The sequence below is a fragment of the Niveispirillum sp. KHB5.9 genome (genome assembly GCF_048066115.1).
Lineage (GTDB): Bacteria > Pseudomonadota > Alphaproteobacteria > Azospirillales > Azospirillaceae > Niveispirillum.
This window is the reverse complement of record NZ_JBLTYX010000020.1, coordinates 12,259-32,690: the sequence shown is the minus strand read 5'-3', so window position 1 is coordinate 32,690 and position 20,432 is coordinate 12,259. Positions and strand designations below refer to the sequence as shown.

12 protein-coding genes and 1 pseudogene are annotated in these 20,432 nt (G+C 63.0%); 6 read left to right on the top strand and 7 right to left on the bottom strand.

All coding sequences use genetic code 11. From position 1 onward, the window contains the following. Nucleotides 1-92: 92 nt before the first annotated feature. The 3 genes from ACM9HJ_RS24700 (at nt 93) to ACM9HJ_RS24690 (ending at nt 4,441) form a co-directional block, all read left to right on the top strand. Entirely contained in the window at nt 93-1,961 is a 1,869-nt protein-coding gene (locus tag ACM9HJ_RS24700) for an alpha-amylase family glycosyl hydrolase (protein ID WP_416574448.1), read from the top strand. Nucleotides 1,962-2,015: 54 nt separating this feature from the next. After that, a complete protein-coding gene (locus ACM9HJ_RS24695; protein WP_416574447.1) occupies nt 2,016-2,876 on the top strand; it encodes an ROK family protein in 861 nt (286 codons plus the stop codon). A 504-nt stretch (nt 2,877-3,380) separates the two neighbouring features. Then, nucleotides 3,381-4,441 (top strand): IS630 family transposase gene (locus ACM9HJ_RS24690; protein WP_416574446.1). Its coding sequence is split into 2 segments (ribosomal slippage): nt 3,381-3,873 and nt 3,873-4,441, totalling 1,062 coding nucleotides; the frame shifts between segments, so codons are not numbered across the junction. Here the strand turns inward: ACM9HJ_RS24690 and ACM9HJ_RS24685 are convergent. The 4 genes from ACM9HJ_RS24685 to ACM9HJ_RS24670 are packed head-to-tail and all read right to left on the bottom strand — an operon-like array spanning nt 4,438 to nt 9,847. Next, nucleotides 4,438-5,037 (bottom strand): biliverdin-producing heme oxygenase, encoded by a 600-nt coding sequence (locus ACM9HJ_RS24685; RefSeq protein ID WP_416574445.1) that lies wholly within the window; start codon nt 5,035-5,037, stop codon nt 4,438-4,440. The two genes, ACM9HJ_RS24690 and ACM9HJ_RS24685, sit on opposite strands and share 4 nt — an antisense overlap. A gap of 10 nt (nt 5,038-5,047) precedes the next feature. After that, nucleotides 5,048-7,102: a response regulator gene (locus tag ACM9HJ_RS24680; RefSeq protein WP_416574444.1), complete on the bottom strand. Its 2,055-nt coding sequence runs from the start codon at nt 7,100-7,102 to the stop codon at nt 5,048-5,050. A 4-nt stretch (nt 7,103-7,106) separates the two neighbouring features. Continuing rightward, nucleotides 7,107-7,583: a response regulator gene (locus ACM9HJ_RS24675; RefSeq protein ID WP_416574443.1), complete on the bottom strand. Its 477-nt coding sequence runs from the start codon at nt 7,581-7,583 to the stop codon at nt 7,107-7,109. Next, nucleotides 7,580-9,847: an ATP-binding protein gene (locus tag ACM9HJ_RS24670; RefSeq protein WP_416574442.1), complete on the bottom strand. Its 2,268-nt coding sequence runs from the start codon at nt 9,845-9,847 to the stop codon at nt 7,580-7,582. The genes ACM9HJ_RS24675 and ACM9HJ_RS24670 overlap by 4 nt, the downstream gene beginning before the upstream one ends. 541 nt (nt 9,848-10,388) lie before the next feature. On the opposite strand from ACM9HJ_RS24670, the gene ACM9HJ_RS24665 reads away from it, so the two are divergent. The 3 genes and pseudogenes from ACM9HJ_RS24665 (at nt 10,389) to trhA (ending at nt 11,631) form a co-directional block, all read left to right on the top strand. Next, the gene (locus ACM9HJ_RS24665; RefSeq protein ID WP_416574441.1) at nt 10,389-10,598 is read left to right on the top strand and encodes a cold-shock protein; all 210 of its coding nucleotides are present in this window, start codon (nt 10,389-10,391) and stop codon (nt 10,596-10,598) included. A gap of 76 nt (nt 10,599-10,674) precedes the next feature. Continuing rightward, a pseudogene (gene infA / locus ACM9HJ_RS24660) lies at nt 10,675-10,890 on the top strand (translation initiation factor IF-1); the annotation flags it as partial. Between the two features lie 69 nt (nt 10,891-10,959). Beyond that, complete coding sequence (trhA, locus tag ACM9HJ_RS24655; protein WP_416574440.1) at nt 10,960-11,631, top strand: PAQR family membrane homeostasis protein TrhA; 672 nt, start codon at nt 10,960-10,962, stop codon at nt 11,629-11,631. Nucleotides 11,632-11,640: 9 nt separating this feature from the next. Here trhA and ACM9HJ_RS24650 read toward each other — a convergent pair whose 3' ends face one another. The 3 genes from ACM9HJ_RS24650 to ACM9HJ_RS24640 form a co-directional block, all read right to left on the bottom strand. After that, nucleotides 11,641-11,844: a hypothetical protein gene (locus tag ACM9HJ_RS24650; protein WP_416574439.1), complete on the bottom strand. Its 204-nt coding sequence runs from the start codon at nt 11,842-11,844 to the stop codon at nt 11,641-11,643. 154 nt (nt 11,845-11,998) lie between these two features. Further along, nucleotides 11,999-12,517 carry a response regulator gene (locus tag ACM9HJ_RS24645; protein WP_416574438.1) on the bottom strand — a complete coding sequence of 173 codons (519 nt, stop codon included), beginning with the start codon at nt 12,515-12,517 and terminating at the stop codon, nt 11,999-12,001. A 299-nt stretch (nt 12,518-12,816) separates the two neighbouring features. Continuing rightward, entirely contained in the window at nt 12,817-20,169 is a 7,353-nt protein-coding gene (locus ACM9HJ_RS24640; protein ID WP_416574437.1) for a polymorphic toxin-type HINT domain-containing protein, read from the bottom strand. Nucleotides 20,170-20,432 lie beyond the last annotated feature (263 nt).

Genomic DNA, 20,432 nt, shown 5'->3' with positions numbered 1-20,432 from the left:
CGGGGAATCCCCCTCCATCCTCCCTGCGCCCCGGCCGGGTCTCTGTTTGGCGTTTCGAAACAGGCCTTTCTCCATTTCAGAACGAGTGCCAGATGTCCGTCTTTCCCTTGCCCCTGCCTGACGATGCCGATCTGTCCCCCCGGCTGTCCGCCCGGATCGACCGGCATTGGCCGCGTGTCCTGTCGGTGCTGCGCGGGCTGTATGGGGAAGGGGGGTGGGAGCAGGCATTGGCTGCACGCTTGCTGGCCGCGGCGGTGGCGCGGCCGGCGGACCTGCGTGCGCTGGACATCGAACGTGAAGCCGCACCCGACTGGTTCCAGCGGCCGGAGAGGGTGGGGTACTGCACCTATATCGACCGGTTCGGCGGCACCCTGGCCGGAACGCGCGCGAAGCTGGATGAATTGTCGCGGCTGGGGGTGACCTATTTCCATCCATTGCCGTTGTTGAAACCGCGCGAGGGCGACAGCGACGGCGGCTTCGCCGTGGCCGATTTCCGGCAGGTCGACCCCAGGCTGGGCACCATCGACGATCTGCGGGCCCTGGCAACGGACCTGCGGGCGCGGGGGATCAGCCTGTGCCTGGACATCGTCTGCAACCACACGGCCGACACGCACCCCTGGGCGATGGCGGCGAAGGCCGGCGACCCGGCGTTGCGCGCCTTCTACCATGTCGTGGAAACGGCGGAGCAGGTGGCGGCGCTGGAAGCGCATCTGGGGCAGGTCTTTCCGCAGACGGCGCCCGGCAATTTCACCTTCGTGGATGAGATGGGTGGCCATGTCTGGACCACCTTCTATCCGTTCCAATGGGATATGAACTATGCCAACCCCGCCGTCTTCATCGAGATGATGGACGTGCTGCTCTATCTGGCCAATCAGGGGGCGGAGCTGTTCCGCCTGGACAGCGCGCCGTTCCTATGGAAACGGCCCGGCACGGATTGCCGCGGCCTGCAGGAGACGCATCTGGTGGTGCAGGCATGGCGGGGGCTTCTGGCCATCGCCGCACCCGCCGTGGCGCTGAAGGCGGAAGCCATCGTGGGGCTGGCGGAGGTGCTGCCCTTCCTGGGCGACGCGGCGGCGCCGGAATGCCATCTGGCCTATAACAACACGGCGATGACGGCACTGTGGGCGGCATTGGCCACGGGCGATACGCGGCCCCTGTCCACCTGCCTTACCCAGGCACTGGCCAAGCCGGCGGGGGCCGGCTGGCTGACCTATGTCCGGTGCCATGACGATATCATCTGGTCGGCGCTGAAAGGCGTGATCGCGGATGACAGGCTGGCCTGGATCTCCGATTTCTATGCCGGCTCGGTGTCGGGCTCCTTCGCCGATGGGCGGGCGTTCCAGGCGGAGCCGGGTTCCGTGCGCTCAACCAATGGCATGGCAGCATCGCTGTGCGGCATGCGCGCGGGGGTGGATGATGAAGATGCGCTGGCGCGGCTGCGCCTGCTCTACGGCGTCACCTTCGCGCTGGACGGCATCCCCGCCATCTACATGGGGGACGAGCGGGCATTGACCAACGATGCGGGCTATGCGGACGAGCCCGATCACGCGGATGGCCGCTGGCTGCACCGGCCGCGCATGGACTGGGATCGTCCGGAAGGACCGCTGCATGCCGCCATCGCCCGCTTCGCAGCCTTGCGCCGGGGCCGTGCCTGCCTGCACGCCGCCAATCCGGCACGGCCGCTGGCAACGGATGACCCGGCCCTGTTGGCATTCGAGCGGGCGGATGGCAGCGGTGACCGGCTGGTCTGCCTGGGCCATTTCAAGGGTGCGTCGGCGGTGGCGGACCTGTCCGCGCTGCTGGGGGCCGGCGACTGGCACGACCTTCTGGACGGGACGGACATCCTGGCACAGGCTGTACCCCTGGCCCCCTGGGGTCTGCGCTGGCTGGTACGGCGGCGACTGCCGTCGCGCCGCATATGCGGCGTAGCCAAGCCGCCGGATGGCGGCGCTGGCGATTGAAGCCCGGTGATCGGTTGCGATCACCGGGACACGGTATAAGACAAGGGTGGGGACATGCGTGTCGCGGGCATCGAACTGGGCGGGACAAAGGTGGTCGTGGCGGCCGGCACCGGGCCGGATGACCTGGGCGATCCAGTGCGCATTGCCACCACCGACCCGGTGGCGACCATGCAGGCCGTTGCCGACGCCCTGGAACTTCTATGGCCGTTCGATGCCATCGGCATAGCCAGCTTCGGCCCGTTGTGCCTGGACCCGGACGATGCCGATGGCCTGCGCATCACCGCCACGCCCAAGCCGGGCTGGTCCCAGACAAGGCTGGCCGCCCCCCTGGCCGAACGGTTCGGGGTGCCGGTGCGCCTGGATACCGACGTCAATGGGGCGGCGCTGGGCGAGGGGCGCTGGGGTGCCGCACAAGGCTTGCGCGATTTCGCCTATATCACGGTCGGCACAGGCGTCGGCGTCGGGCTGGTGGTCAACGGGGCGCCCGTCCATGGGCTGTTGCATCCCGAAGCCGGTCACCTGCTGGTCCGCCGCGATCCGGTGCGCGATCCCTATGGCGGGCATTGCCCCTTCCATGGCGATTGCCTGGAGGGGCTGGCCTGCGGTCCCGCCATCGCGGCGCGGGTCGGCCGCCCGGCGGAAGAACTGGATGACGCCCATCCCGTGTGGCCCCTGGTCGGGGACTATATCGGCCAGCTCTGCGCCAGCCTGATGCTGGTCACGGCCCCGCGCCGCATCATCCTGGGCGGTGGCGTCGGCCAGCGGCCGGGCGTGCGGGCGGCGGCCGAGGCGGCGATGCGCATATATCTTGCCGGCTATCTGCAAAGCCCTGCCTTCGAGCGCGACATCGTCGTCCCCCCGGGCCTGGGCAGCCTTTCCGGCGTGCTGGGGGCGATTACCATCGCGCGTAAATAGAGATGATCTCTAACGGATCCGGCCCTATCTGCATGCCGGGGGCTTTTTCTGTTCGATTTCTGGTGCGCGGTTCTTCTTCGCCGATGAACTGCAAACCTTTCTCGTGGCCATGGTTTGCATCTTATTGCGCGATGGCCTGTTCCGTCCCGAGCGGCAGGGACCGACAGTTCCAAAAAGCCGCTAGGATTTCGGTCGAGTTCCCCGTCTGCCTGTCAACCAGATCGTCATAGGTCACCAGAAGCAGTGGCACCGCCTTCTGATCCAGCTAGGGCATTATCAGATTAAATGCTCATGGATAGATTGTCATACCATCGGTCGAGGCGAGCCCCCGCATCCAAACATAAGCCGTTGATCCTCAGAAGGGATCAGCGGCTTATGTCGTTTCTGGACCAGCTTACCACGCTCCCCACAGGTAATACCAAGTCGCAGTGACGAAGACTCATTTTGGGGATTCCCCTTGATCGTTGGTTCTGATTCAACCTGTCCATTGACAGGAGGAAGGGCATGGCAGCGGCGGTGGGGCTTCGCCCGGACTATACGGCATCGCAGGTTCGGGCCTTGGCGAAGGCTTCCCGGCACGCTGACCAGACGCGGCGTCTTCTGGCTGTGGCGGAGATTTACGATGGTCGGTCGCGCACCAAGGCGGCCCGTGTCGGTGGCGTCGGACTTCAGACGCTGCAGGACTGGGTACTGGCTTTCAACGTGCTGGGGCCCGACGGCCTGTTGAGGGGCAAGGCGCCCGGTAATCCGGCGATCCTGAAGGATGTGCACCGCCAAGCGCTGGCGGAGATGCTGGAGAAAGGTCCGGACCCCGCGGTGCGCGGGATCGTGCGGTGGCGGCTGGTGGACCTGATACAATGGCTGTTCGAGGCCTATCGGCTGTCGATCAGCAAGCAGACGCTGAGCCGGGAATTGCAGGCCATGGGTTATGCCAAGCTCTCCGCCCGCCCGCGCCACCATGCCCAGGATGGCGCGGCGCTGGAGGCATTCAAAAAAACTTCCCCGCCCGTCTGGCGGAAATCGCCGCCCACGAAGCCGCCGGCAAAGCCGTAGAAATCTGGTGGCAGGACGAGGCACGTGTCAGCCAGAAGAACAAGATCACCCGCCGATGGGCCAAGCGCGGCACCAGGCCATCGGCACCCCATGACCAGCGGACCCGCTCCGCCTGGCTGTTCGGCGCCATCTGCCCAGCCCTGGGTAAGGCCGCCGGCCTCGTCCTGCCCACCTGCAACACCAAGGCCATGACCCTACATCTGGCCGAGATTGCACAGGCCGTGGCCCCAGGGGCGCATGCCGTCCTGCTCCTCGACCAAGCCGGATGGCACCTTTCCCAGGACCTTGTGGTCCCGGAAAACATCACCATAGTGCCACTGCCGCCCAAATGTCCTGAATTGAACCCTGTCGAGAATATCTGGCAGTTCGTCCGCGACAACTGGCTCTCAAACCGCGTGTTCAAGTCCTACGCCGATATCCTCGACCATTGCTGCCACGCCTGGAACAGGCTCGTCAGCCAACCATGGACCATCATGTCAATCGGTACACGATCATGGGCACATGGGTTCTAATCACTCGGACTTGGTATAAATACGGCATCGGCCAAAAACTGGACCCGCATGAACGCGGCCCGCGCGCCGGCGATTACCCTTGCCTCCTCCTCCTGCGTGAGGGGAACCGCATCAAGCGCCGTGGTGAAGATCCGCCAATGCAGGCCTCGCCCCTCCGGTGAGCCGGCTAGATGGCGAGCGCCGCAATCTTCCGACAGACCAAGCTTCCCCGCCTCTTTCAGCAGGAAGGCCGCCCCCAGATTGGACCCTTCCGCCACGTAGAGCCAGCCGAGTGCCGTGGGCAGATCGCCGGCAAGAACGGGTTTGCTGCCGGCCGCCGGGGCCGTTCTGCCCAGATCGGCCAAATCCTGCGCAATCTTGTCCAGCCGGCGGCGATGCTTCAGATCCGGCAACAACCCATCCAGGGCCGGATCGTCATAGAGCGCATCGACATCCTGATGGAACCCATGCTGTACCGCCAGGAACAGGGCGTAGCGGTCAATGCTGGAAAAGGGTTCCAGCCGCATGATCGACTTGTCCAGCCGGTCATGCGCGGCGTGGGTTGCCGCCTTCAAACGCTTGGCGCGGCTGGGATCGGTGACGATATCCGGGCTCATCACAAGGGCCTTAAGCGCAATAGCGGGCAGCGGCGGATACCGGCGCGGCGGGCTCGGCCAGCATGGCGGTGACGCGTCCCACCAGTGCCATGGTTTCGAACGGCTTCTGCAAGACCTGGCACCCCGGTCCCAGTATCCCGGTGCCCTGCGTGACGTCATAGGCATAGCCGGTCATGAACAGCACGCGTAGATCCGGCTGCCGCTCCCGCGCCGCCTCGGCGAGCTGACGGCCGTTCATGCCCGGCAGCCCGACATCGGAAACCATCAAGTCTACGCGCAGCCCGCCATCCAGCATTTCCAACGCCTGTGGGCCATTCGCGGCTTCCACCACCCTCAACCCTGCATCTTCCAACGATTGCACCGCGACCATGCGGACCAGTTCCTCATCTTCCACGATCAGCACCGTCCCGGCGCTCGCATCGCATGCCGCTTCGACATCGGGGGCGACTGCCAGTTCCACTTGCTCCGCCCGGCAGCGGGGCAGGTACAGGCGCACGAGCGTGCCCTTGCCCGGCGTGCTTTCGATACGGACCAGCCCGTGGGACTGGCTGATGAAACCATAGACCTGGCTGAGGCCCAAGCCGGTTCCCTGGCCGACGGGCTTGGTCGTGAAGAACGGGTCGAAGGCGCGGCTGATCACATCCGGCGGCATGCCGGCCCCGGTGTCGCCGACGGACAGCAGCACATAGTCGCCGGCTGGGCTGCCGCGCGACACCTCATCCTCGGCCAACTGGGCGTTGGTCGCGGATATCCGGATGCGCCCGCCATGGGGCATGGCATCGCGCGCATTGACCACCAGATTTAGCAGCGCGATCTCCAACTGGTTGGCATCGCACCAGGCGGGCCAGATATCGGGCGGGCTCTGCACCTCGATGGTCACCTGCTCGCCCACCGTCCGGCGCAGCAGATCCTCCATGCCGCGCACCAGCGCATCGGGATGCGTCGCCTCCGGCCGCAGGGGCTGGCGCCGGGCGAAGGCCAGCAGGCGCTGGGTCAGGGCCGCGGCACGCGTGGCGCCGGCCTTGGCATTGGCGGCGTAGGACCGCAACCCCTCGCGGTGACCGGTCTCCAACCGGGACAACAGCAGTTCCAGATTGCCGGTGATGGCGGTCAGCAGATTGTTGAAATCATGCGCGATACCGCCGGTAAGCTGGCCCAGCGCGTCCATTTTCTGGGCATGGCGCAACGCCTCCTCGGCCTGTTCGCGCTCTGCCACCTCCGCCCGCAGCTTGGCATTGGCGGCAACCAGCTCGGCCGTGCGCACCGCGACCTGGCGTTCCAGTTCCTCACGGCTTTCGGATAACACCCTGCGGATCCTCACGGCATCGTCGATATCGGTACAGGTGCCGAACCAACGGGTGATCCGCCCGCCATCGCGCAGGGGCAAGGCCCGGCCCAGGAACCAGCGGAAGCCCCCATCCGCCTGCCGCAGCCTGTATTCTATCTCATATTCTTCGCCGCTGACCAACGCGGCGTTCCACCGCGCTAATGTACGGTTCAAGTCTTCAGGATGTAACACGCGCGCCCAGCCGGCACCGTCACTGTCCCCCGGCTTGGTGCCTGTATAATCATACCAGTTCCGGTTGAAGTAATCGACGTCACCATCAGGACGTGCCGACCAGACAAGCTGGGGCATGCTGTCGGCGATAATTCGAAACTGCGCTTCGGCTTGATGGCGTTCGGTCAGGGTGCGCGCCTCGTTTATGGCACGCGTCACCGCGGCGGGAAGCCGGGCCATCCGCTCCTTCAGCACATAATCGCGCGCGCCGTGGCGCAGGGCTTCGACCGCCGTCTCCTCCCCCATCTTCCCGGACAGGAAGATGAAGGGGGTACCGGGTACCATTTCCCGGGCGATGTCCAGCGCGGACAGACCGTCAAATTCCGGCAGCGAGAAATCGGCCAGGATCACATCGAAACGCATCCTGCCCAGCGCATCGACAAAGGCCCGGCGGCCTTCAACGCAGGTCACGTCACATTCAAGGCCGGCCTTGTGCAGGCGGGCAGCAGCCAGCTCGCAATCGAGTGGGCTGTCTTCCAGATGCAGGATGTTGATCTTGTCCGGCATTCCGTCAAACACCCTTCGCGTACGTGGAGGCGGGCGGGCGGCGGGTGGTCACCGGCGGTTCGTTCAGGATGGCCCAGAAGACGCCCAGATCGCGGATCGCCTGGAAGAAATCCCTGAAATTCACCGGCTTCACCACGAAGGCGTTGACCCCGTGCTGGTAGCTGCGGACCAGATCGCTCTCCTCCCGCGATGCGGTCAGCATCACAATGGGGACATGACGGGTTTCCGGATCACCCTTCATCCGCTCCAGCACTTCCAGCCCGTCCACCTTGGGCAGTTTCAGGTCCAGCAGGACCACGGCCGGCACCAGCGTGAATTCGCCGCTCCCCGGATCACGATGGGTCAGCAATGACAGTGCCTCTTCTCCGTCGCGCGCCACGATGACGTCGTTGGCGAGCTGGCATTTCTCCAGCGCCGCCAGGGTCAGTTCCAGATCACGCGGATTGTCCTCGACCAGGAGGATGGGCTTCAGGCTGCTCATAAGCGCCCCTTTTGTGCTGTTTCGCCGCCCCGCATTTGGGGCAGCGTGAAGTAGAAAATGGCGCCTTCGCCGACGCGGCCCTCGGCCCAGGTGCGGCCGCCATGCCGGTCGATGGCGCGGCGGACATTGGCCAGGCCGATACCGATGCCCTCGAACTCCTCGCTTCGATGCAGTCTCTGAAATACGCCGAACAATTTCTTCTCGTAAGCCTGATTGAAGCCGACACCATTGTCGCGCACCCAGAACAATGTCTCATCCGGGCGGCTCTCGCAGCCCAGTTCAATGCGCGCGGGTTCGCGCCCCCTGGTATACTTGATAGCGTTCGACAAGAGATTCTGCCAGATCAGCCGGATCATGGTCGGGTCCCCCCGGACCACGGGCAGCGGATCGATCTTCCAGTCGATGGGCCGGCCGGCCGCTTCCGGCTTCAACATTTCCAGGACCTCACCGACCAGTTCATTCATGTCGATGGCAACCGGCGTCAGCTCGCTGCGGCCCATCTGCGAGAAATGTAGAAGATTGTCCACCAGCAGGCCGGCCATGTTCGCGGCATCGACGATGGTGTCCAGATAGCGCCTGCCCGTCGCGCTGAACCGGTCGGACTCCAGATCGTGCAGCAGTTCGGCATAGCCCACGATATGCCGGAACGGCGCCCGCAGATCGTGGGAGATGGAGTATGAGAAGGATTCCAGTTCCTTGTTCGACCGCGCCAGTTCCCGCGACAGCGCCGCCAATTCCTCCGCCTTGCGCAGGACGATGCCGATGATCGAATGGCGCAGGTCCGCGGCGGTCTCCCGCTCCGCATCGCTCCACGGGATGGCGCGGTGGCGCACTTCCTCCTTCCAGGCCTCGAACGAGGTGCGCGGGTTCAGCCGCATCTGGCCGGATTTATGGTCGGTCGGCTTGCGCGGATCGCCACCCCAGCGGACGGTGCGCACCACCTCCGGCCGAAACCAGAGGATGTAGCTGGCGTGAAGCTTCGATACGGCGATGGCGAGAAGGCCGGCCGCCTTGCCCTCGAACCCGGCTGCCGGCGGATAGAATGCCGACAGGTTGTCGGTGGCGAACTGCTCCGGCTCCCCCTGTTCCGCCAGCCAGGCCACCAGCCCCTTCACCGCCTCGCTGCCCGGCGTCTCCCCGATCAGGGTGCAGGTTTGTTCGAAGATTATGGCGGCACCACTGGCGCCGGCGAAACGCAGCAGATCGGCAGGAACGTCCTGCAGGCCGGCGATGAAGGGATCGGCCTGGGCCATGGCGGCCAGCAACCGGGCCTGGATAGCCTTCAACGCGATGCGGTTGTCTGCATCGCGGCGATCCTCCACGGCGGCGATACGCACCGACAGGATCTGGGCGATCAGATCACAGGCCGAGCGCACGGCGTAGGAGGCCACCCGCGGTTCCCGGTGGTGACAGGAGATCAGGCCCCACAACCGGCCACGCAGCAGGATCGACACGGACATGGAGGAGGCCGTCTCCATGTTCCGCATATATTCGACATGGATGGGCGACACGCTGCGCAGGACGGAGAAGCTGAGATCCAGCGGCCGCCCCGTCGCCGGGTTCAGCGCCGGCACGATGGGGACCGGCGCATAGAAGGCGTCCGGGATCAGCCGCTGGCGGTTCAACCGGTAAAGCTCGCGCGCCTGCACCGGGATATCGCTGGCCGGGAACCGCAGATCCATGTAGGAGGGCAGCCGCCCGTTGCCGTCCTCCCCGACCACGGTTCCATGCCAGTCGGCGTCGAAACGGTAGATCAGGACCCGGTCGAAGCCGGTCAGCGCCCGTACCTCCTGCGCGGCACATGCCAGTATCTCCTCCGGCGCATCCAGCGTCTCCAGGCGTTCGATGGCCTCCCGCATGCGCGGATAGACGCGGTCGATCAGCCCGTTGGCACCCTTCAGCCCCTCCAGTTCGACAAGGGCAGCTCCATCCTCCCCGCCATGGGAGAGGACCTGGACGCTGCCGGCCTGCGGCAGGTCAATGACGGCCAGCGGCACCGGCCGGTTCGGCAGTTGCGGCTCCGCCAGGAAACTTGCGACGGCCGCCGCCAGGGATGGATGCAGCACCTCTTCCGGTCGTTGGCCCAGCGCCTGTTCCGTTGCCAGTGCCAATGCCGGTTCGGCATTGGCACTGGCTTGCGTCAGCCGCCAGCCGCCGGCACCGTCGCGGGCGAAGGCCAGCAGAATGCCGTGGGGCTGGATGCTGCCCGGGATATGGATCGGCTCCCGATTACAGACATCAAGATCAAGGTCACCAGTTGTCATGGCATCCTGTTGATATGGAACACGCAAACCAGTGGCGGCAAGGTAATCTGATTTTAACCGTGCCGGAAGATGGATTGGCATCGTATGTCAATATTGACACAGCACAACCATGTGTAGAGGTCAACATCCATAGTATGCCTTAAGTCTTAATACGTCATATCTATCCGAGTTGAAACCAGCGGGCGCAGGATTTCCGGGGCGGTCTATGCAGAATGTTCCAAAATCAACTCTAACCCTCCACGACCAGGAACAATGAGTTGCCGTGGCATCATTCCTTTTCGACACACACCGGGCATGCCCAGTGCCGACGATAGGGATCAGGATGTCGGCGGCCGAATACAGGGGGCAGTGCTGCCATGTCCTGATATCCCAATCTATCCCCTTGCCGCTTGCCCCGACACGGCCCATGTTCACGCCATCGACTTTGCTGCTGGGTCATCTGTCGGCTTCGGCCGGTTCTTCTCCCCGTCGTGACTTTGATGCCCGCATCGCACTTTCGCGCCGGGCAGCTCCGAACGGGTAAGATCCCAGGAGGCATTCCATGTCCATCGGTACCGTCAAGTGGTTCAACAGCACCAAGGGCTTCGGCTTCATCCAGCCCGAGGACGGCTCTTCCGACGTTTTCATCCATATCTCCGCCGTTGAGCGGGCTGGCCTGTCCAGCCTGAACGAAGGCCAGAAGGTCAGCTTCGACCCCGTCCGCGATCCCCGCAAGGGTAAGACGGCGGCTGAGAACCTGCGCTTGGCGTAAGCCTCTCTCCGGTCCGGACTTCAGGGCGGTGGCATGCAATCATGCCGCCGCCTTTTCCGTGTTCAGGAGAGGGCAAATGGCCAAGGAAGAATTCATTGATTTCGAGGGCATCATCGAAGAAGCCCTGCCCGACGGCCGTTTCCGGGTGAAGCTGGAAAATGGCCATGAGATCATCGCCTATACGGCGGGCCGCATGCGCAAGAGCCGCATCCGTTCGCTGGCCGGCGACCGCGTCAGTGTGGAAATGACGCCCTACGATCTCACCAAGGGGCGCATCACCTACCGGCACAAGGATGAACGCCCGTCCACGGGAGGGGCCGCGCGCCGGCCGCCGCCGCCCCGCCGGCGTTGAACCGCATTGATGGTTCAGGACGCCACCACCCATCCCGTTGATCGGCCCTCCGCATCCTACAGCCGGGGAGAATACCGGGCGGATGCCATCGTGCATCTGCTCGGGGTCACGGCGGGATGGGTGGGCGGCTTCTGTCTGGCCGTTCCGGATGTCACGTCCGCAGCAACACCCGTTAGCGTTATGGCGCTGGCCGTCTATGCCATGGCCATGACGGCGATGCTGATATCATCCGCAGCTTACAATCTGGCCGGCCGCCCTGCGCTGAAGGAGCATCTTCGGCGCCTGGATCACGCCTGCATCTATCTCGCCATCGCCGGCACCTACACGCCGCTGCTGACACGGCTGCCGGATATGCAGGCTATCCTGACCCTATCCCTGGTCTGGGCCATTGCCGGGAGCGGCGCGATGCTGAAGCTTTTGGCGCCGCGCCGCCATGAACGGCTGGGTCTGGCGCTTTATATCGGGCTCGGCTGGATCGGGCTTCCATTGATCCCGGCCCTGTCGGGCCTGCTGTTGCCGGATACCGGTATCTGGATCGGGTTGGGGGCGATCATCTATACGGCCGGTATCGGCGCCTATCTGGCGGAACGGGTGCGCTACCACAATGTGGTCTGGCACCTTATGGTGCTGGCTGCCGCCGCCTGCCATTACAAGGCTATTTGGGTGGAGTTTCGCGCTTGAACAGGTCTGTCAGGGAAGCCGCAACTGGCTTTCACGCACGATCCGTTCCTGACCGCTGCCGACATTGCGGACACGATATTGCAATTCGTTCCCGTCACTTGGCAACAAGCTGCTGACGGTGAACAGGCCAGGCGGGATCACAAATCCCTGAAGGCCCGGATGAAAATTGAGATTCTGCCCGATTTTGAACTTGTGATGCGGAATGGTCGACATGGCCTGCTTCCTTATCCGAAGCGGACAAGAAATCCACTCCATCAGCGGATAATATAGATATAGAGCAAGGATAATTCAAGAAACTTTATTGAGATTGTAAATAAAATGGAATCACCGCCATACGTGGCGACGCCTCTTTATAAAATAATTCAAATCAAATTTCTCGGTCAATCACGTTAAGAATCTTTCCGGCAAGCTGATCGATGCTGAAAGGCTTGGGTAGGAAATTGGTGCCCGGATCGATTACACCGTTATGGACGACGGCATTGCGCGTGTACCCGGTCGTGTAGATGACCTTCATCTGCGGCCGGATCGCCGAGGCGCGGTCAACCAGCTGGCGGCCGGTCATCTCCGGCATGACGATGTCCGTGAACAGGAGCGCGACATCCTGGCCACGTTCCAGGATCGCCAATGCCTCCCTTCCGCTGCCGGTATGGATCACCATGTAACCCAGCTCGCGCAATGCCTCGACGGTGAAATCGCGCACGCGCTCCTCATCCTCGACCACCAGGATGATCTCTCCGGGCACGCCGCCACGCACCGGCTCCTTGACCCGCGAAGCCGTCACGGGCGACAGAGGTGGCCCCGTTTGATCGGATAGATTGGCGGTAGGAATAAGCTGATCCCGGTTGTCGTTTCGCCAGTATGAATGGGAAACATCTGTATCCGACATGCTCGCTCTCCATTTCAGGAGAAAATGAGATAAAATATACGCCTAAGGATTGTCATGTCATCGGTCAAGGCGAGCCCCCGCATCCAAGCTGACACAGAAAAACTATAGAAAACTCAACAGGTTGATGGGGTTCAGCGTTTCAGGGCCAGATGCCAGCTCCGAGCCAGTATCTATTAAAATCAACGAATTAACTTCAAGGCTGGATCGTGCCATCCTGGCGCAAACCAGGATGGCACGGAAGAGGGAATTCAAGACAAGTCGAACAGCCTATGATGTCGACAGACAGGACGGGGCTGTTTTCATTTCTTCTTTTTCTTCTTCTGTTTTGCCTTGTTGATCTTCTTGGTAACATCTTCCGGCAGATAGGTTTTTTTCATTTTTGCGCCATTTGATTTATTAACCGACGCCAGTTCGAACATGTAATTCTGGTCATCGAGCATGACATTCCTCACCTGCCATGATCTCTTCCCGGTCTTCCGCAACCCATTATTCCAAAAATCGACAGCAGCAACGATATGGCCCATATTGACGGACTTCAGAGGTGCCCAATCATAGCTTCCGTCTTTCTGCTCGACCATAACATACTGAATTCCGTTCTCTTCCTTCCACATCCCTTCATCTTTATAGAATTGTAATGTTCTTCTCCAGGTTGGCGATCCGGGCCTTGGAGTTCCTCCCACGCAATCCTGCCGATTATTCCTGGGGTTATGGACCAGGATGGCTTGTTTGCCGGCATAGTAGTTGTGATTGTCCGCAACCTCGAAATTGAAGACCTTGACCGGGTTGTCGCGGGTCGCGGTTGCCGAGACGGGGGCCGTCCGGCCATCGCGGCCGAGCAGGGGATCGCCGACCCGCAGAGCCTCCGCCGTGATCCAGCCACGGCCGGGAACATAGAACGGATGCTCCGGCGTCGCTTCGATGGTGGCGTTTCCATACTGGACGGTGACCAGCCTGTCCGCGACGCGGTTGGTCAGTTCCGTGACATTCTTCACCTCCTGTTGCCCGGTCGTCTCATCCAGGCTCAACACCTGGTCACCGACGGCAACCTGCTCGATCGGCTTGTCGCCTTCGGCCGTCACCACCTGCGTGCCGGCGGGGAAGGAGTTGAGCCCCGTTCCGGTCGGACAGACCGCCACGGACACCGCGCTGATGCCGCTCATCGCCGGTGAGGCCTGGTAATCCTCGAACGGTACGTGGAGGGGTGAGCGGCCGGACCGCAGCATGCCGTGGATGGAGGCTTCACCCCCGCCGGACAGGAAGGAGGCGGCGATATGGTTGGCCCCATGGCCCACCAGGAAGGCGTGCTTGTAGTGATGCTTGGGCTTGAACCAGTTGATGATGCTCCAGGTCGTCAGCACGATGCCGATGGGCAGCGTCAGGGGATTGGAATCCAGCTCCGCCAGCATGGCCGCCTTGCCCGCGGTCCGCGCCACCATCCGGGTCCTTATCAAAAGCATTCCCACTTCGACGGGTGCCAACACCGGCGGCGGCGCGCCGGGTGGCATCCAGTCGTCGCCACCGCCAGGGGCATCGGAGTGGTCCGGAGCGTCGGGATGGTCGAGTTCCGGATGGTCGGGATCGTCCGGATCCCCGGGGCCGTCGCGGTGACCGCCGCCGGGACCGAAATTTTTGCCGGCCGGCCCGCCATCGCCGATGCCGGCCGCGAATCCGGCGAGGCCGGGTGGCACACGCCCCATGAAGCCGGGCGCCGGCCCGGTCGGCAGCAGGGCCATGCCGAGGCCGGCATGGTAGTAATTGTCGCCGACATCATCGAGACCGGTATTCTCGTCCCGCTCGACGCCATGCATTTTCGGGCGGAAATTGTTCTCTCCGGTACTGTCGTCCCGCTCGATACCTCCGATCGGGTCATAGACGATCCGGTTCACCTCCCGGCCCGACAGGTCGGTGGTGAGTACGATATTGCCGGCGGGGTCGCCATGCAGGACCAGCTGCCGGCCGGCCTTGGGAATGCCGGGCCCCGTCAGCTTGGCCGCCTGGGCGTGTCCCGGAGCGAGTTGGACGATCAGGAAGCTGGCCGCCACGATGGTGGCGATACAGCGCCGGAACAGGCCGAAGCCGTCCGGCGGCCGGCGCAACCGGTGCCGCATGCCGGCCAGGTCCGGGAGACCCGTGCGGGCCATCACCCCGACCGCCAGGGCCAGGGTGCCGAACAGTGCCAAGCCCGGCAGCCCGCCCGGGATCATAGGCTCGATGCTGCCCCGGATCAGGGGTGGTACCGCATCCGCCTTGGAGACGCTGTCGGCGAAGAACGCGCCGTCGCCGTCAAAGGCATAGTTCGTATAGGTCCAGGTCTTCTCGTCATTCCGGTCGGTGAAATGAAGTTCGGTCAGGGGCGAGATGTAGTAGGTGGTGCCGGCGGGATAGGCCCGGCCCCCCGTGCGCCCCATGTCCTGGCGCATGACGCGCCGCCCGGTATGGTCATAGGCGGCTTTCTGGACGGTGCCGCCGGACTCCACCTCGACCAGATCGTCTGCGGCGTTGAAGCCATAGCGCCAATCCTCATTGAGGTTTCCGGCCTTGAGCGACGGCGAGGCCTGCCTGCTTTCAAGCCGCCCCTGGGCGTCATACCCGAACCGCATCGACTTGTCCGGCACGCATCCCGGGTTCGTGGTCCGGTCACAGACATGGCTGAGCTGATCGGGTTTGTCGCTGCGATAGGAATAGTGCAGATCGTCCTGCCGGGTCAGGTTGCCGCCATAATCGTATCCGTAGCGACGCAGCTTCTGGGATTGTGGCGAGAGTGCCGTCAGCGTGTTGCCAAGGGCGTCGTAGGTGAATGCCCGGCCCAGGGAGACGCCGTTCTCCGCCTCCTTGCGCCGGTCGTTGAGCCATAGGAGCATCCCGGCATCGTTCCAATTGTAGCCGAAATCCCGCAGGACAACGGATCCCTTCGTCGTGCGGCTGGTGAGCGGGCGGCCGAGCGGGCTGTAGGTGAGGTCGATGCCGACGCCGTTCGAATAATCGATGCGCCGCGCATCCCCCAGAGCGGTGTGGTTGGAAAACGACTTCGTCAGTGAAACCGCGCTTCCCCGGCGATAGGCGGCCGTCAGCAGCGTGCCCTGTCCCGGGTCGTAGCTGTATCGTGTCTCGGCCGCACCCGCCTGTTCCGGCGCGGTCACGCTGGTGACCCGACCCGGGACGTCATAGACATACCGGGTGACGAACGGTTCCTGCGCCAGGGCAGGGATCATCGTTTCGACCTTCACGACCCGCCCCAGCAGGTCATAGCTGTAGGCATAGCGGATGACCGGTTCCTTCCCGCCGGCCTGCGTGACGGACACGGAGTCCAGCCGGCCCTTCGCGTTCCGGGAGGCGTCGGCGGCGTCATACCCATAGCTGGTCCTGGATGCCGCCGTCGTTTCGGAAAGCAGCCGGCCGAGGCCGTCATACTCGTATCCGGTCCGGTTCCCGGCGGCGTCGAACGTCGCGATTACCTGGTCATTGTCATCGTATGTGATCCGGGTTTCGCCGCTTTCCATCCCCTTCACGCTGATGAGCCGGTTCAGGCTGTCATACTTGAACTCCGTCCAGACGCCCAGCTGATCGATATTGCGGATTTCCCGGCCGAGCGGGTCATAGGTGGCGTTGGCCCTGTTGGGGTTGTTCTCGATGGTGGCGGTGTCGGTCTTCCCGTCGAAATCCGGATAGGCCATCCAGGCCATGCGCTTCTTCAGGTCGAAGCGCGTGTATGTCGTCACGCTCGTCCTGGTGCCCCGTTCCCCTGTTGCGATTTCATTCGCCGGATCCGGTCCGGTCGCCTGCATGCTGAGGGCGTCCGCATAGGCCTGCCGATACTCGACGCCCTCCGGATCGGTCCTGGTCCTGATGAGACCCTGGATGTTGTAGCTGTAGGAGGTCGTCCATTCACGCTGCGTGAAATAGGGTAGCGATACGGACCGGACGAGCCCGTGCGGGGTGTAGTCGATATCGACGGTCTTGACCGTGCCGGCCTGGCGGCCCGCCTGATGCCGGGTGTCCCTGCCCATCCCATCGACGACCGTCTTCGACCAGGCCCAGGACTTGCGGTCTCCATCGGACCAGCTTTCCCGTCGCCAGGTTTCTATCGTCAGGCCCGCCGGCTTGCGGTCGGTATCCAGGACCCGCGCATATTGCTTCTCGATGACGGTGACCAGATCGGGGTTGCGCGGATCGGTTTGGTTTCCCGTGGGCGACTGGACCCGCAGCACGCGGCCAAAACCGTCATAGCCGGGTTCCGCGGCGGTCGGGTCGGGCAGCTTGAAAATGATCGTGCCATTCTCGTCCGTCTGCCGGGTGAGCAGCCCGAACCTGGGGTCGAATTCGGCGGTCTGTTCCAGAACGGCGCCGGCATCCAGGTGCATTCGCGTGCGAAGCCGCGTCACCTTGCCGTAGGCATAGTCGAGTTCCGTCACGTTTCCTTTGGGTTCGATCAGTTTGCGCGTATTGCCGTACACGTCATATTCATAGCCGGAGGTGACGAACGTGCCGGACTGGTCGTTCCAGGTCCTGACCGCCACGACGTTTCCCGTCTGCGGATCATGATCGAACCGGGTCCAGTTCAGGCTGTCCCGGGTCCAAGCCGCAGTCTCCCCGGCATTCCAGTCGCCGGCGCAATCCTCCTGGCGGGTCGTGGTCTTCGTTGCCACCACCAGATAATCCTGCCATGTCCGTGCGCTCGGCTCCGCCGGTCCGCGCCGGTAGGCGTAGCAGGTATAAAGCGGATCGATCGGCGCACCATCCTCGAGGTTGGACACGTTCGTTACGTGCAGCAGCCGGTCAAGCGGCGCATCGAAGTGAAATGTCGTGCGTCGCGTATAGGTATAGCCCGATTCATGCCTTATCTTCGCGGCACTCTCGCCTTCCTTCCATTGCCGGGCGGGACGGCCATAGGGCGCGAAATGATCGCGCGCCGATTCAATCTTCTGGACGATGTAATACGGCTCCGACAGGCCGTTGCGCTTCAGATGCTGGTAGGTTTCGCGCTGTTCATCGACGGGAATGGTGAGGCCGCCATTGCCATCCGGTCCATACACCGTCTCCTTGTCGATATAGCCGGTCAGCGGCCATTGCTGATGAAAGGCGGTGACGGCCCTGGTCCGCAGTTGCGGATCGACCTTCGCGTTGATGTCGGTCCGCGTCCGGGTCCCGAAGCCCTGCGACCCGCGGCCGTCATTGCTGATCCGCAGACCGGTATATGAATAGGAGAAATGGCCCGATTGGGCGTCGGTGCCGGAACCGGCGAAGACCTTCTCCTCTGCAACGACCTGCCTTGCCACCTGGATATCCGTTTCCGGATATCTGGCGTCGCTGCCCTTCACATAGACGGACGGGTCCGTCAGCGATTTGTAGACGATCTCCGTCCGTCCCCCCAGTCCCGTGGTGACCGCTGAGACCAGATCGGGGACGGGCCCCGGGGTCAGACGGCTGCCCACCCGCATCGTTCCGCCTTCCATGGCAAGCGAAACCAGATCGGGGATGCTGTCCCCATCGGCATCCAGGGACTGGAGGGAATGCAGTTTCGACTTGCCGGATACCGGGAGCGGGGCGAGCCCCTTCGGCTCCAGCCCGTCCGTCCGGGTGAACATGTAGCCATATGCGGCATTGTCGGTCTGCACGATGAGGTCGGCCAGCCCGTCAAGGTTCTGGTCCGTGACGATCCACTGCCTGATTTCCTTGAATTCGGCGCCCGGAACGGTGAAATCCTCCAGCTTCCTGGACACCCAGCTGCCGTTTCCGAGGGCGGTCAACGCATAGGCGGAGATGCTTTTCGGGGTTTTCGACTTGGAAAACTGGATCAGGTCCATCAATCCGTCGCCATTGAGATCGGCCTGGATCCATTTGCCGTCGGACGCCACGGTGTGGCGATCGATGCGGGGTTCGGCCCAGCCTTCGCCCGGTCCCGGAGCCGGCTGGGTCAGGATCTGAACCTTGCTGTCTTTCGTATAAAGGTTCAGGAGGTCGGACCGGCCATCGCCATTGACATCAATGACCATCCAGTCGCCGGTCTTCCCGTCATAATGTCGGGTGGCCGTGGAGTGGGACTGAAAGGCGCGGATCATGACCTTCTGGCCGACCACGGTCCCAGGGCCTTCGTTCCATTTCAGAATGCTCAGATCGACCGTGGTCTTTTCGCCCTTCACGTCGGCGACGATGCAAACCAGATCGGCTCGCCCATCCCCGTCGATATCGACGGGCAACCACTCGCCATTGTCGAATTTTCCTTTGTATCCTCCGGTTGGCAGGTCGGCGACCCATTCGCCATCGCCCTTTGAGCGGTATGTCTGGGTGGATGGCTTGGCCCCTGGCAGAATCTCGACAAGATCGACCCGGCTGTCGCCATCCACATCCATGGCGATCCAGCGATTGCCTTTGTAGAAGGCGCTGTCGCCGAGCTTGGCCCCGCTCTTCAGCTTCTGCCATGCCCCCTTGCCGTCGGACACGAAGGTGGAAATGACCGCGTGGCCCTGGCTTTTACTTGATGCCCCGGCGTTGCGCACATGCACCAGGCCGGGCAGGCCCGTGCCCGTGAAATCCGCGGTGAGCCAGATCCCGTCATCGGCTTCGCCCGTATTGAGCGCCTCCTGCTGTCTGCCGATGGGCGTGTCCTTCCGCCAGTTTTCCATTTCATTGGCCTGCCAGGCGAATTCCGTCGCGGGCAGGCAGATGCCGTTCGCGTCGCATTGGCGAAGCCGGAGAAGCAGGCTGTGCCCGGTGGTCTTGCTGTAATCATACTCGAACCGGTATTTCATCACCGGATCGTCACCGACGAAGGTCTGGATTTCATGCAACCGCACCCGGGTACGGGTCGGATAACCCAGCGTGAACCCCTCGGCCTCGTCCTTGCGGCCTTCATAGTTGAACCGGATGCGGCGCATCGCGGCCGGCTGGGGAGCGTTCTGGTTTCCCGTATATTCGATTTCCGTCGGCTGATATCCGAAGCTCCCGTCGCTCGCGTAGCGGATGCGGACGTAATTGCCATTGCGGTCGGTGATCTTGTTGATCGCCCATATCCTGATGGTTCTGGACGCACCGCTTCCCGATTGCGTCGCGGCGATCCTGGCATCCGCTTCGGTGCCGAACTCAACCCGCGCCCCTTCCTTGGTGTCGGCGAAGAAGCGGCAGGGCGACTGGCTGGGCACGCCGTCGCAGCCAGGCCCGACGGTGATCCTGATCCAGCTCTCCCGTTCCGTGCGATAGGTCGCACCGGGCGCGCCCTCCTTGCCGGAGATCAGGATCAGCCGCTCGCCGTCCAGGCAATAGCGATCGTTCCCGTCGAACCCGATGCCGCCCGCGACCTTGTCGGTGGCCTGTATCCGCGGGCAGCGCGTGATGGCCGACAGGCCCGTCAGCGTCCAGCCCACGCCCATCAGCCCGTTGCCTTCATGGCTGCTATAGACGAGGGACAGGGAGGGCTCCACCCCGGCGATCCCGGGCGGCACCGCCAGCGCAACGGCATAGGTTGCAGCACCGCTACCCGCGACGGCGAAGGACCCGGATACCGCACCGGCAACCTCGGGGGTGTCGCGCTCACCCACACCAGTTCCGCGACTTGGTGGGGGCGTGACAATGAGATGCAATGATAGAATGACGGCGAGCAGTATTATTATACACCAATTGGATTTGGTCGGGCGTTCAATTTTAAGTTTATGCACCGTTCTTCTCCCGATCTTTGGGTGGTCAGGCGTATTAACTCCGAAAATGTGGAGGATAGTAAAAATGAAACGCAAATACAGTATTGACTGTATAAGGTGTGCAGAGCTTATCTGTTCTTAATTTTATTAAGCGGCGGCGCTTGAATTGGATGGCAAACGCGTTCCTGGGAATTGAAATATCAGTATATTTCATTCGTTGAGTTGTCTATGTCAATTTAGCAAGCTAAGGATGAAAGTCGCATATCCTGCCGGTGGGCCGCGCC